The sequence below is a fragment of the Streptomyces sp. RGM 3693 genome (genome assembly GCF_050471125.1).
In the GTDB taxonomy this organism is placed as follows: Bacteria; Actinomycetota; Actinomycetes; order Streptomycetales; family Streptomycetaceae; genus Streptomyces.
The window spans coordinates 1,719,786-1,732,952 of record NZ_JBMPPQ010000003.1; the positions used below are offsets into that span (position 1 = coordinate 1,719,786).

The 13,167-nt window shown below is 69.7% G+C and carries 14 protein-coding genes; 7 read left to right on the forward strand and 7 right to left on the reverse strand.

Annotated features, from left to right (window positions below; translation table 11 throughout):
* The first annotated feature begins 57 nt into the window (after positions 1-57).
* On the forward strand, positions 58-1,098 hold the full coding sequence (locus ACO0M4_RS36095; RefSeq protein ID WP_430375301.1) for a LacI family DNA-binding transcriptional regulator: 1,041 nt from the start codon (positions 58-60) through the stop codon (positions 1,096-1,098).
* Positions 1,099-1,584: 486 nt separating this feature from the next.
* A complete protein-coding gene (locus tag ACO0M4_RS36100; RefSeq protein ID WP_430375302.1) occupies positions 1,585-2,223 on the forward strand; it encodes a DUF998 domain-containing protein in 639 nt (212 codons plus the stop codon).
* Positions 2,224-2,634: 411 nt separating this feature from the next.
* On the opposite strand, the gene ACO0M4_RS36105 is transcribed toward ACO0M4_RS36100, so the two are convergent.
* Positions 2,635-3,918 carry a DUF6986 family protein gene (locus tag ACO0M4_RS36105; RefSeq protein ID WP_430375303.1) on the reverse strand — a complete coding sequence of 428 codons (1,284 nt, stop codon included), beginning with the start codon at positions 3,916-3,918 and terminating at the stop codon, positions 2,635-2,637.
* Positions 3,919-4,121: 203 nt separating this feature from the next.
* Between ACO0M4_RS36105 and ACO0M4_RS36110 the strand changes: the two genes are divergently transcribed.
* Positions 4,122-4,640 carry a DinB family protein gene (locus tag ACO0M4_RS36110; protein WP_430375305.1) on the forward strand — a complete coding sequence of 173 codons (519 nt, stop codon included), beginning with the start codon at positions 4,122-4,124 and terminating at the stop codon, positions 4,638-4,640.
* Between the two features lie 147 nt (positions 4,641-4,787).
* Here the strand turns inward: ACO0M4_RS36110 and ACO0M4_RS36115 are convergent, their stop codons facing one another.
* From ACO0M4_RS36115 to ACO0M4_RS36130, 4 genes are all read right to left on the reverse strand, one after another.
* Positions 4,788-5,750: an electron transfer flavoprotein subunit alpha/FixB family protein gene (locus ACO0M4_RS36115; RefSeq protein WP_430375306.1), complete on the reverse strand. Its 963-nt coding sequence runs from the start codon at positions 5,748-5,750 to the stop codon at positions 4,788-4,790.
* 146 nt (positions 5,751-5,896) lie between these two features.
* Positions 5,897-6,685 carry an electron transfer flavoprotein subunit beta/FixA family protein gene (locus ACO0M4_RS36120; protein WP_430375307.1) on the reverse strand — a complete coding sequence of 263 codons (789 nt, stop codon included), beginning with the start codon at positions 6,683-6,685 and terminating at the stop codon, positions 5,897-5,899.
* Between the two features lie 212 nt (positions 6,686-6,897).
* A complete protein-coding gene (locus ACO0M4_RS36125) occupies positions 6,898-7,404 on the reverse strand; it encodes a flavin reductase family protein (RefSeq protein WP_390027715.1) in 507 nt (168 codons plus the stop codon).
* Positions 7,405-7,632: 228 nt separating this feature from the next.
* Complete coding sequence (locus tag ACO0M4_RS36130) at positions 7,633-7,965, reverse strand: TlpA family protein disulfide reductase (protein ID WP_430375308.1); 333 nt, start codon at positions 7,963-7,965, stop codon at positions 7,633-7,635.
* Positions 7,966-8,337: 372 nt separating this feature from the next.
* Between ACO0M4_RS36130 and ACO0M4_RS36135 the strand changes: the two genes are divergently transcribed.
* From ACO0M4_RS36135 to ACO0M4_RS36150, 4 genes are all read left to right on the forward strand, one after another.
* Positions 8,338-9,051 carry a lysophospholipid acyltransferase family protein gene (locus tag ACO0M4_RS36135; protein ID WP_430375309.1) on the forward strand — a complete coding sequence of 238 codons (714 nt, stop codon included), beginning with the start codon at positions 8,338-8,340 and terminating at the stop codon, positions 9,049-9,051.
* A 670-nt stretch (positions 9,052-9,721) separates the two neighbouring features.
* Positions 9,722-11,335, forward strand: coding sequence for a recombinase family protein (locus ACO0M4_RS36140; RefSeq protein ID WP_430375282.1), 1,614 nt, complete (start codon positions 9,722-9,724; stop codon positions 11,333-11,335).
* A 31-nt stretch (positions 11,336-11,366) separates the two neighbouring features.
* Positions 11,367-11,585 (forward strand): hypothetical protein, encoded by a 219-nt coding sequence (locus ACO0M4_RS36145; RefSeq protein WP_430375283.1) that lies wholly within the window; start codon positions 11,367-11,369, stop codon positions 11,583-11,585.
* Positions 11,509-12,045, forward strand: a complete 537-nt coding sequence (locus ACO0M4_RS36150; protein WP_430375284.1) for a hypothetical protein — start codon at positions 11,509-11,511, stop codon at positions 12,043-12,045. Before ACO0M4_RS36145 ends, ACO0M4_RS36150 begins: the two co-directional genes overlap by 77 nt.
* A gap of 60 nt (positions 12,046-12,105) precedes the next feature.
* On the opposite strand, the gene ACO0M4_RS36155 is transcribed toward ACO0M4_RS36150, so the two are convergent.
* Together ACO0M4_RS36155 and ACO0M4_RS36160 are read right to left on the reverse strand one after the other, a co-directional pair.
* Positions 12,106-12,576 (reverse strand): NUDIX hydrolase, encoded by a 471-nt coding sequence (locus tag ACO0M4_RS36155; protein ID WP_430375285.1) that lies wholly within the window; start codon positions 12,574-12,576, stop codon positions 12,106-12,108.
* 3 nt (positions 12,577-12,579) lie between these two features.
* Positions 12,580-13,167: XRE family transcriptional regulator (locus ACO0M4_RS36160; RefSeq protein ID WP_430375310.1), on the reverse strand; the 588-nt coding region annotated here is incomplete at its 5' end.

The window sequence follows — 13,167 nt, forward strand, 5'->3', positions numbered from 1 at the left end:
CCCGCCCGGTGGCGTACCCGACACCGCATCCGTCCCCCGGCAGACAGGACCGCACACGTGACCGAGACCGCCCGCGGTACCTCCCATCGCTACGGCACCCGCCCCACGATGAAGGATGTCGCGGCGCGCGCCGGCGTCGGCCTGAAGACCGTCTCCCGGGTGGTCAACGGCGAGCCGGGCGTCACCCCGGACACCGAACGCCGCGTCCAGGAAGCCATCACCGCGCTCGGCTTCCGCCGCAACGACTCCGCCCGGATCCTGCGCAAGGGCCGGACGGCCAGCATCGGCCTGGTCCTGGAAGACCTCGCCGATCCCTTCTACGGTCCGCTCAGCCGCGCCGTCGAGGAGGTCGCGCGCAGCCACGGCGCCCTGCTGATCAACGGCTCCAGCGCCGAGGACCCGGCCCGCGAACAGGAATTGGTGCTGGCGCTGTGCGCCCGCCGGGTGGACGGGCTGGTCGTCATCCCGGCCGGCGACGACCACCGCTATCTGGCGCCGGAGATAGCCGCCGGGATCGCGACCGTCTTCGTGGACCGCCCGGCCGGTCGGATCGACGCCGATGTGGTCCTCTCCGACAACTTCGGCGGCGCCCAGGCCGCGGTCGCCCACCTCATCGCGCACGGCCACCGCCGGATCGGCTTCATCGGCGACCAGCCGCGCATCCACACCGCCAAGGAGCGGCTGCGCGGCTACCGCACCGCGATGGCCGGGGCCGGTCTGCCGGTCGACGACTCCTGGGTCTCCCTCGGTTCCACCGCCCCCGACCGGGTCCGCGCCGCGGCCACGGCCATGTTGGCCGCCCCGGAACCGGTCACCGCCCTCTTCGCGGGCAACAACCGGGTCACCGTCACCGCCGTCCGGGTGCTGCGCGGCCACCCGCGCCCGGTCGCCCTGATCGGCTTCGACGACTTCGAACTCGCCGATCTCGTCCACCCCGCCATCACCGTCGTCGCCCAGGACTCCGCCCACCTCGGCCGCACCGCCGCCGGTCTGCTCTTCCGCCGCCTCGACGGCGTCGACGAGCCCCCGCAGCGGCTGGAGATCCCCACCCGGTTGATCCCGCGCGGCTCGGGGGAGATCCGCCCGGCCGAAGACTGACGGCCCGTCAGCCCGCTGGGGTCGGCAGCCCCGCGGTGTCGCTCCCCCAGGCCCTCGCCCTGATCCACGTCACGTTCCCGCGGGATCGCCAACGGGCCCGGGCCCTGGGGCTCTACGGTGCGGTGGTCGGTACCGGCGTACTGGCCAGGCGGCTGGATCCGGGCGGTGCGCCGAATTCTCTGCGGGCAACCGGGGGGCGCGAGGCGAGCGGAGAATGCTTTTCGCAGCTCAGCGCCGGTGAGACCGACCATGTCGTGTGCAACACATGTGGCGCTACTTGTGACGGGACTCCTTGGGTGGGGTCCTGAGCTTCGCTCCGAGAACTCCTGCGCCCCGGCCAACGTAGGGTCTGCCCCACCCCGTTCCTGGGGGCTTGTCGGAGTGCCTGAGTCCGGCGCCGCGTGATCGGCTGTCCCGCACGGGATTCACGTCACGGGAGGTGGACAGTTGAAAGTCCGGATTGGGTACTCGGCATGGATCGTGGGCGTGGTGCAGTTCTTCGTGGTGCACGGGATTGCCGAGTCGGCTTGGGCGAGACCGTACAGCTGGGCGCGGAACAACATCAGCGATTTGGGTAACGCTCATTGTGCGCTGCAGACAGAGCCTGAACCGCGGTATATCTGCTCCCCTGAGCACGGCCTGATGAATGTTTCGTTCATCACCCTGGGAGTGCTGCTCGTTGTTGGTGCCGCCCTGACTGGCGGTGTCCTGTGGCGCAGCGGCCCAGCCGCTGCCGTGGCCCGGCTCCTGCTGGCCGGTGCCGGCGTGGGATTCGTGTTGGCCGGGCTGGCTCCTGCGGACGTCAACGAGAACCAGCACGCCTTGGGCGCCCTTCTCGTCATGGCAGCGGGCAACATCGGTCTTGTCATGGCGGGATTCGGCCTGGCAGAACGGGTTCCGGCCCAACTGCGGTGGGGCACCAGCCTGCTGGGAATCACAGCGGTCACGGCTTTCGGACTGTTCCTCTCACGCCACTATCTCGGTCTCGGCATGGGAGGTATGGAGCGCGTCGCCGCGTTTCCTCTCCTGTTTTGGGCGCTGATTGTCGGCGTTCATGGCCTCGTCCGTCATGCAGGTCGTACGAACGAATCGATGTCTGCAGGACATTTCAACCGCACTGGTTGAGAGCTCTGGTCAGATCCCCGTTGACCGCTCGGGCGGCTTCGAGATCGGCCCGGGCTTCATCAGAAGATCAACTCACTGCCCCCCCGCAACGTCACACCACACCGGGCTGGCCCCCAGAGAAGGCCCTACTGGGCGGCGGCCCGTTCGGTGTGGTGCACGCGTTGGCGTCCGGCTCCGAGCGGGACCGGGTAGCCGCCCCGTCGGGTGAACTGGCCGCGGGCGCCGCCCTGTTGGGGTCCTTCGTTGCCTGGGAGAACAAGGTGGAGCGCGCCGGGCGGACCCCGCTGCTGCCCCGGCGTGGCGGCTCGCGTCGCGACCTCCCGGACTCCCGGCGCCAGGGGCCGGGTGGCGACGGTCAGTGCGGGGCGGCCGATGGGTCGGCCGCCCCGCACCTGGTCAACCGGCGTCCGTTCAGGCCGACTTGGTCGGGCGGCCGGCCAGACCGTCGAGGTCGGCGCGGGTCAGGCCGGTGAGGCGGGCGACCTCGTCGGGGTCGACGGCGCCGCAGTCGAGGCCGCGGAGCAGGTAGCCGCTGAGGGCCTTGGCGGTGGCGGGCTCGTCCATGACGTCACCGCCGGTCTTGGCGACGTAGGCGGCGAGCCGGGCGGCGGCCTTCTCCAGGCCCTCGCGGTAGAAGGCGTAGACGGCGGCGTAGCGGGTCGGGAGGTGGCCCGGGTGCATGTCCCAGCCCTGGTAGTAGGCGCGGGCCAGGGCGCGGCGGGTGAGGCCGTGGTGCAGCTTCCAGGCGTCGTGGACCTGGGCGGTGGGGCCGACCGGCAGCACGTTGGTGGAGCCGTCGGAGACCCGGACGCCGGTGCCGGCGGCGGCGACCTGCATGACGGCCTTGGCGTGGTCGGCGGCGGGGTGGTCGCTGGCCTGGTAGGCGGCGCTGACGCCGCAGGAGGCGCTGTAGTCGAAGGTGCCGTAGTGGAGGGAGGTGGCGCGGCCCTCGGCGGCGTCGATCATGCGGGCGACGGTGGCGCGGCCGTCGGCGCCCAGGATGGACTGGGTGGTCTCGATCTGGATCTCGAAGCCGATCCGGCCGGGCGTGAGACCACGGGCCTTCTCGAACGCCTCCAGCAGCCGGACCATGGCGGTGACCTGCTCGGCGTAGGTCACCTTGGGGAGGGTGAGGACGAGGCCGTCGGGCAGGCCGCCGGACTCCATGAGGCCGGTGAGGAAGATGTCCAGGGTGCGGATGCCGCGGTCGCGGACGGCGGCTTCCATGCACTTCATCCGGATGCCCATGTAGGGGGCGGCGGTGCCGTTCTGGTAGGCGGCGGCGACCAGCGCGGCGGCGCGGGCGGCGGCCTCGTCCTCCTCGGCGTCGGACCGGAGGCCGTAGCCGTCCTCGAAGTCGATCCGCAGGTCCTCGATGGGCTCGCGCTCCAGCTTGGCGCGGACCCGGTCGTGGACCGGGCCGGCGAGGTCGTCGGAGATGCCGAGGACCGCGGCGAGCGCACCGGCGTCGGGGGCGTGCTGGTCGAGCATGGCCAGCGCCTGGTCACCCCAGGAGCGGATGGTGTCGGCGGTGAAGGCGTCGCCGGGGACGTAGACCGTGTGGATCGGCTGGCGGGTCCCGGGGTCGCCCGGGTAGCGCCGCGCCAGGTCGGCGTCCACCTCGGCGAGAGCGGCTCCGATGCCCTCGCGTACGGTGTCCGCGAGGCTCGTCGCCACGATCTCCTGCTGCCCCATTTCGGTACCCTCCCGGTGCTTGTGCCCGACGCCGTCGCCGACCCGGGCATTTCCGCGTGACGGAATCAACAATCCGCATAGCGAAGCTAACGGTGTCCCTTGGCGAGGTCAACACCTTCCCGGCCGTGGCGACGCAGGTCACCGGCCCAACCGGACCGATAACCCCGTCGCGCGGCCCGCCCACCGCGGCCCACAATCCCGCCATGACATGGACCGCACCCCGGATCGAACGCCGGGACATACCCGCCGCAGCGGGCGAACGCGCGATGCTGCAAGGCTGGCTCGATTTCCACCGTGCCACCCTGCTCGCCAAGTGCGCGGGCCTCACCGGCGAAGAGCTCGCCCGGGCCGGCAGCCCGCCGTCCACCCTCACCCTGCTCGGCCTGGTCCGCCATCTGGCGTACGTCGAACGCTGGTGGTTCCGGCAACGGTTCGCCGGCGAAGGGGTCGACGGCCTCTACTTCACCAAGGAGGACCCGGACGCCGACTTCAACGCCCTCGACCCGGCCCGGGCGGAGGCGGACTACGCGGCCCTGATCGCCGAGATCGCGGCCTGCGACGCGGTGGCGGCCGACCGCGACCTCGACGCGACCTTCACCGCCACCGACGGCCGCACCCTCAACCTGCGCTGGGTGTACGTCCACATGATCGAGGAGTACGCGCGGCACAACGGGCATGCGGACCTGCTGCGCGAGGCGCTGGACGGCGAGACCGGGGCCTGAGGGGCCGGCCCGGCGGCCGCCCCCTCCGGGCGAAGCGGACCTTTCCAGCCACGGCCGGCCCGCCCACGGCCGAAGGCCCCGTACGTCCGGTGCGTACGGGGCCTTCGGCCGTGCGGTGCCGACGGGCCCGCGGTGGGCCCGGTGGGGTCAGCCCTTGCGGGTCTTGACCTCGTCGGTGAGCGCCGGGACGACGTCGAAGAGGTCGCCGACCACGCCGTAGTCGACGAGGTCGAAGATCGGCGCCTCGGCGTCCTTGTTGATGGCGACGATGGTCTTCGAGGTCTGCATACCGGCGCGGTGCTGGATCGCGCCGGAGATGCCCGCCGCGATGTAGAGCTGCGGCGAGACCGACTTACCGGTCTGGCCGACCTGGTTGGTGTGCGGGTACCAGCCGGCGTCCACCGCGGCGCGGGAGGCGCCGACGGCCGCGCCGAGCGAGTCGGCGAGCGCCTCGATGACCGGGAAGTTCTCGGCGCCGTTGACGCCGCGGCCACCGGAAACCACGATCGCGGCCTCGGTCAGCTCCGGACGGCCGGTCGACTCGCGCGGGGTACGCGAGACGATCTTGGTGCCCTTGGAGGACTCGGCGATCGTCACGGTCAGCTGCTCGACCGTACCGGCGGCCGGGGCGACCTCCGGGGCGGCGGAGTTGGGCTTGACGGTGATGACCGGGGTGCCCTTGGTGATCCGCGACTTGGTGCTGTACGAGGCCGCGAAGACTGACTGGGTGGCCACCGGGCCCTCGTCGCCGGCCTCGACGTCGACGGCGTCGGTGATGATGCCGGAGCCGATCCGGACGGCCAGGCGGGCGCCGATCTCCTTGCCCTCGGCGGAGGACGGCAGCAGGACGGCGGCCGGCGAGACCGCGTCGTAGGCAGCCTGCAGCGCGTCGACCTTGGGGGCGACGAGGTACTCGGCGAACTCCGGGGCGTCGACGGCCAGGACCTTCACCGCACCGTGCTCGGCGAGCACGGGGGCGGCGGCGTCCACGCCGGCGCCGAGGTGCACGGCCACCGGCTCGCCGATGCGACGGGCGAGGGTGAGCAGTTCGAGGGTGGGCTTGCGGACGGCGCCGTCCACGTGGTCGACGTAGACAAGGACTTCAGCCATGGGAATTGCTCCTGCGGGAAGAGTGCGGGCGAAGAGAGGACGGAAAGTTCCGACGGACCGTCAGATGCGGGCGGGGAACCGGGAGCTGACCCCGGCCCCGACCGCGGAAGCGGTGCCGATCCGGGGCCGCGCCCCGGACCCGGGGCTCAGATGAACTTCTGGCCCGCGAGGAACTCGGCGAGCTGCTTGGCGCCCTCGCCCTCGTCCTTGACGATCGTGCCGGCCGTACGGGCCGGGCGCTCGGTGGCCTCCTCGACCTTGGTCCAGGCACCCTCCAGGCCGACCTCGTCCGCCTCGATGTCGAGGTCGTCCAGGTCCAGGGTCTCCACCGGCTTCTTCTTGGCGGCCATGATGCCCTTGAAGGAGGGGTAACGCGCCTCGCCCGACTGGTCGGTGACGGAGACGACGGCCGGCAGCGCGGCCTCCAGCTGCTCGCTGGCGGTGTCGCCGTCCCGGCGGCCGGTGACCTTGCCGTCGGCGACCGCGACCTGGGAGAGCTGGGTCACCTGCGGGACGCCCAGCCGCTCGGCGAGCAGCGCGGGCAGCACGCCCATGGTGCCGTCGGTGGAGGCCATACCGCAGACCACGAGGTCGTAGCCGGTCTTCTCAACGGCCTTGGCGAGCACGAGCGAGGTGCCGAGCGCGTCGGTGCCGTGCAGGTCGTCGTCCTCGACGTGGACGGCCTTGTCGGCGCCCATCGACAGCGCCTTGCGCAGCGCGTCGGTGGCGTCCTCGGGACCGACGGTCAGGACCGTGATCTCCGCGTCGCCGTCGCCTGCTTCCTTGATCTGCAGGGCCTGCTCGACGGCGTACTCGTCGAGCTCCGAGAGGAGGCCGTCCACGTCGTCGCGGTCGACGGTCAGGTCCTCGGCGAAGTGCCGGTCGCCGGTGGCGTCGGGCACGTACTTCACACAGACAACGATCCTCAAGCTCACGCCGGCTCTCCTACCTGCTTCGTCTCTTCAGAACTGCCTTGTGCTGGCAGCATAGGCGCCTCACGGGGCGGCTCCCGGTCGGATACGGATCCCCGCGCCGACCGTCATATTACTCGCCAGTACACCCAGTCTGGTGCCCCGAATCAAGGCCGTCGAAATGTGACCTTCCCAACGGCCTCGACCCGGTGACGCAACAGGTTCGAAGGAACCTGTCAGTCGCGCAGCGCGTTGAAGCGACCCTGGTGGTAGAGGAGCGGCCGGCCCGGTCCCGCGGGGTCGCCGACGACGGGCTGGGCGAGCACGATCCGGTGGTCGCCGGCCGGGATCCGGGCCACGACCTTGCACACCAGCCACGCCAGTACGCCGTCCAGCAGCGGCACGCCCTCCGGGCCGGTGCGCCAGGACGTGGCCGGGCCGAACCGGTCGGCGCCGCTGCGGGCGAAGGTGGCGGCCAGCTCCTGCTGGTGCTCGCCGAGGATGTGGACGCCTATGTGCTCGGCCTCGGAGACGGTCGGCCAACTGGAGGCGCCGGTCCCGATACCGAAGGAGAGCAGCGGGGGTTCGGCGGCGACGGAGGTGAGGGAGGTGGCGGTGAAGCCGACGGGGCCGGAACCGGCCGCGGTGATCACCGCGACGCCCGCGGCGTGCTGGCGGAAGACGGAACGCAGGAGTTCGGGGGAAGCGGTGCGGGGCGTGCCGAGGTCGGGCGAGGCCGTCATGGAGTTGTCCTTCTGCTGTGGGCCACGGGCCCGGGCGGGGCCGCCGACGGCCGTACGGCGCTCGGCGGAGGAGTCGTCGCTGCTCACACGCCGGGACAGCGCGCGCTGGCGATCCGCAGCAGATCGACGTGCGCGCGTCCGTAGAGAAGGAGATCGATACCTGGCCGCATAACGTCAGGCTGACGATGTGTGACCCAAAGCGTCAAGTGTCGCCCGGCATCTGGGAGATCAATCACGGACCGCCTCCCCCAGGGCCGCGATGACGTCGGCCTTCCGGGGCTGGCCGGTGGCACGGCGGACGATCGCGCCGTGCCGGTCGAGGACCAGCACCGTCGGCGTGCGCAGGACCGCCAGGCGCCGCACCAGCTCCAGCCGGTCCTCCGCGTCGATCTCGACGTGGGCCACGCCGTCGACCATCCCCGCGACGTCGGTCAGGACGCGCCGGGTGGCCCGGCAGGGCTGGCAGAAGGCGCTGGAGAACTGGACGAGGGTGGCCCGCTCCCCCAGCTCCGCACCGATCTCGGCGGCATCCAGCCGCGCCTCGTCGTCCCGCTCCCGCACCGTCGTCCCTCCGTCGCGACGACGTGCCGCAGGCCGAGGACACCCGCCGCCGCGAGCCCTGCCATGCACACCGTCCGTCCCGTCATCCCAAGGTGCAGCGTCGCCACGGCCACAAAGATTCCCGCAGCCGGACAGCGGCGCCCCGAAGCCACTCTCCCGCGCACCCACCACCGCGCGGCGGAAGCCCCCCCGAATCCGCCCGCGACCTGCCGGTTCCTCCGTCCACGTGACGAGAATCTCCCGCCACGAGGGGCCCGCACGCTGGCCGCCGGAGCGCACATCGGGCACGATCTCCCGGAGCCACCGAGTTACGACTGCGTAGGTTTCCGCCGGGAGAACCCTCCCCAGGCACAGAGAAGGGGTCCCCCACACATGGCCGAGTTCGTCTATCCGCCCGTCATCGGCGCCGCCCGTACGCTCTTCAAGACGCAGGACCTGAAGTTCGACGTCGCCGGTACGGAGCACATCCCGCGGCGCGGCGGAGCGGTGCTGGTGAGCAATCACATCGGCTATCTGGACTTCGTCTTCTGTGGGATGGCGGCGCGCCCGGCCAAGCGACTGGTGCGCTTCATGGCGAAGGAGTCGGTCTTCCGCCACAAGGTCTCGGGACCCCTGATGCGGGCGATGAAGCACATCCCGGTGGACCGGGCGCAGGGCATGCACGCCTACAAGCACGCGCTGTCCGCGCTGCGTTCGGGCGAGATCATCGGGGTCTTCCCGGAGGCGACGATCTCCGAGTCGTTCACCCTGAAGAACTTCAAGTCCGGCGCGGCGCGACTGGCCCAGGAAGCCGGCGTCCCGCTGCTCCCGATGGCGCTGTGGGGCACCCAGCGACTGTGGACCAAGGGGCACAAGCGTCAGTTGGGCCGCCACCACTTCCCGATAACGATCCGGGTCGGCGAGCCGGTGGAGGCCGATCCAGCCGACCAGGCCGAGAAGATCACCGACCGCCTGCGGGCCCGCGTCCAGGACCTCCTGGAAGCCGCCCAGCGCGCCTACCCCGTACGCCCCCGCGACGCGGAGGACACCTGGTGGATCCCCGCCCACCTCGGCGGCACGGCACCGGCGCCTGGGGGCCACGCGTAGCGCTGCGCTTGGCTGGGCTTCCCACGTTGTCGGGTGCGGCGCCGTTTCGCCTGCGGCGGGCTGTGGTCCGCTGCGCGGGGCTTTCGGGGTGCGGGGGCGGGTTGGAGGGGTTGGTGGGGGGCAAGGTGAGTGGTCCGGTGCCGGTCTCTTTCCCTCCATGAGCCCGCACCTCCATGAGCTCGCATGTCTTCGAACCTGCACGTCTTCGAATCCGCGCGTCTTTGAATCCGCGCCTCTTCGAACCCGCGCGTCTTCAAGCTCGCACGTCTTCGAGCCCGCGCCTCTTCCACCCACGGGACGGCACCAACCCACCCACCGGCCGACACGGTCCCACCCACGGGCCGACACGGTCCCGCCGGCGCGCACCCCACCGTCCCTCTTTTCCCACCCACCCACGGGAGGGGGCGGGGATGTGGGGCTGGGGTGTGCCGGACGTAAAGCGAAGCAGTCCGGCACACCCCAGCCCCACAGCCCCGACACCGCACCCAACAGCCCCGCACAGCGGACAACACCCCACACCGCCAGGCGAAACAACGCCGCAGGCGAAACACCAAGAACCCCCACGGCGGGAAAGCCCCGAAGCTCCAGAGTCATAGTTCTGGAGTGATCACCCGTGGTGGCATCGACGCAGGTCAAGCGGTCCGGGAACTCGCCGGTCCCTACCGGCGGCATGAATACAACCCAATCAGCCCCCGCCGGGACTGTCATCAACGAGACCCTGCGCGGAGTCCGGTGCATCCGTCTCTCGGTGCGGACGGACGAGACGACCAGCCCCGAGCGGCAGCGCGAGGCCGACGACATAGCAGCGGCAGCGCTCGGGATCGACTTCGGCGAGGGTGACGAGCTGCGGGAAGCCGTGGACCTGGACATGAGCGCGTCCAAGATCGGCCCGTTCGACCGCCCGCAGCTCGGCGGCTGGCTAGCCCGACCCACCGCCTTTGATGCCCTGGTGTTCTGGCGCTTCGATCGCGCCATCCGGTCCATGGACGACATGTACCAGCTCGCCGAGTGGGCACGCGAGCACCGCAAGATGATCGTTTTCGCCGAGGGTATCGGTGGGGGCCGGCTGGTCTTCGACTTCCGCAACCCCATGGATCCCATGAGCGAACTCATGATGCTCATGCTGGCCTTTGCCGCTCAGGTGGAGTCGCAGAGCATCAGTGACCACGTGACCGGCGCGCAGGCTGCCATGCGGAAGATGGCGCTTCGGTGGCGCGGCGGTGGGCGTTCGGCGTATGGGGACCTGCCTGCCCCCATGCCGAAGGAACACGGTGGGGTCGGCTGGACGCTCGTCCCCGATCCGGACGCCGTGCGCGTCATCGAGCGGATCATTGCGGCGCTGCTGGAGGGCAAGAGCCCGCACGCCATCGCGCTCATGCTCAACGCGGACGGGGTGCTGTCCCCCTCGGGGCACTGGAAGGCGTACAAGGCCCGAACCAAGGGGACCGCCGAGGCCGACGGTACGGAGACGGACGCGCCGAAGAAGAAGCCCGTGCAGTGGCGCTCTCAGCACATCGTGACCATGCTGACCAGCCCCGCACTGCTGGGCTGGAAGATGCACGCCGGCAAGCCTGTCCGTGACGACCAGGGCAACCCCGCCATGGCCACCGAAACGCCGATCGTGACCCGCGAGGAGTTCGACCAGATCGGCGCACTGCTGGCACCGAAGCCGACGTCGGAGAAGGCACCCACGCGCAAGGACTCGGCAGCGCTGCTGCTGCGGGTGATCCACTGCACCGGATGCGGCAGCCGCATGTACCTGAACAAGTCGTCCGGGAACTACGGGTGCAGCTCGTACAAGTACGGAACGCACTACCCTGCCCCCGTCACCATCCGCGGAACGTGGGTGGACGAATACGTAACCGCCGAGTTCCTACGCCTGGTCGGCCCCGTGCAGTTCACGCGCATCACAGAGATACCCGGGTACGACCCACAGCCCGAAATCGACGCCACCACCGCCGAGTTCGCCGAGCACCAGGACCAGAAGGGGCGCCAGAAGTCCAAGGCAGCGCAAGCCGAGTGGCAACGGCGTGCAGACGCACTTGACGCGCGGCTAGCCGAGCTGGAGACACGGGAGAAGACCGAGCCCCGACGCGAGATCGTCCCCACCGGGCGCACGTTCGCCGACGAATGGCACGCATCCGACACGGAAGGTAAGCGCGCCATGCTCATAGACGCGGGCGCACGCCTGGACGTGAAGCGCGGCGCCAAGGGCGGATGGCGGAAGCTCGATCTGCGCCGGGTGGAGTTCGGCATCACCGGAGATCTCGCACCAGCGGGTTGAAACCCTGGCCATCCTTGGCGGGGATGCAGACGTGGACAAGTTCATCGTTCAGACCCGGGGCAACCTCAACGACCAGCGGGCGGTACAGACTGCACTCAAGGTCAAGGCCGCGTCGGTCCACTTCTCTGACCAGTTCTTCAACGGCGACGTGGAGGTGAACCCGAAGGGTTTCGATGGTTCTGCGCAAGCGCTTGTTCGGCAGTCAGGTACTCGACGCGAAGGAGACCGGCCCGGTCATCAACGGGCATGATTTCTTTGACGTGTTGGACTCGCTGACCGCACAGGTGCGAGGTGTCAACGGTTCCAATGGCGCGCTCTACATGAATGCTGCCGTCCGGGCAAAGATCGAGTCCGGGTTTCGCCGGCTCGGTGGTGGCGAGTTGCTGCGAGAGGAGATCGCGGGAAAGCGCACCGTTACGTGGAAGGGCGTGCCGCTCCTGGACGCCGGGCAGAAGCTGGACGGTACCGATGTGCTGCCGCTGACGACGGTCGCCGACGGAAAGCAGACTGGTGACGTCTACGCGGTTCGCTTCGGGGCGACCGAGGCTGACGCCGGCGTCTCCGGACTCACCAACGGCGGCGTCCAGGTCACCGACCTGGGCGAGTCCCACGACAAGCCCGTCTACCGCACCCGCATCGACTTTTACTGTGGCCTGGCGCTGTTCGGAGGCAAGGCAGCCGCCCGCCTGACCAACGTCCTCGTCGGATGAACCACTGAGAGCCCCCGCGCTCGTCACCCTTCACCGGGCGACGGGTGCGGGGGCTTTTCGCTATCCCAGATAAGGCATCGGCCGGTCCTCCAGGAAGTGTTGGAGTCGTAGCCGCTGGGTGTGATGCATAGGAAGCGCGTTTAGTTCGCTGGGTTCAACAAAGCGGACTTCCGTGCTCTCGTCAGAGACGGCGAGCGAGCCGCCAACGATGCGCGCCCGGAAGCACACATTGAACTGCCGCCTCACCTCCCCGTCGCAGTACGCGATGATGTGGCGCGGGTCGGTATACGTGCCGATCAGTCCCGTGATCTCCACGTCGTAGCCGGTCTCTTCCTTGACCTCCCGCACGGCCGTTCCTGGTAGTGAGTCGGTCATGTCCATTCCGCCGCCCGGCAGCGCCCAGAGGTCATTGTCTCGGCGGCGCTGTAGCAGGATTCGGCCTTTGTCGTCAGTCACGACCGCTGAGGCAGCGACGACGAGACTGTTCGGCTTCGGTGCATCAGGATCGTCGTAGTACTCAGTGCGTGACACTCTCTAGCCTTCCTGTACAGGCGTTGCCTGGCCCCATACGGCATCAAAGCTCTCCGTGTAGCTGTCAAATATCCCGCCATCACTGTTTCGCCGCAGGTGCCATACGGGTGCGCCGTACGCGTTTACGCCCCAGACGTGTGCGTTGACCAACATCTGATCATCGCTGCGATAGAGGCTGTTGTAGAGGGTTGTGCCGTGCGTCCGAAGTTCGACCCCAGACACCTCAAGCAAGGGCCGGTAATGCATGAGCGCGAGTCGGCAGCGCGATTCGATCCCGTGACCAAACCGTTCTTCCTTTCCTCGCTGCTTGACGTTCTCGCTATCGGCGTCCCCAATGGCGATCCGGACAGCGCACCCCTCGGCGGCGCGCTCTCGCAGGAGGTCATTCAGGCGCGGGTATGCCTCATGCAGGAAAACCGCCGCATAGACCAGAACATCAATGCGCTCCTCTGCTTGGGCGAACAAGTCCGCGTACATGGAAACAGGGACATCGGCCCGTTGGTCGTACAGCGCGACCAGTTCGGGACTGACCGCCCGTGCGGAGCGCGCCTGCCTGAGTGCTGGCCACAACGCGTGCATATCTTCCCCTAA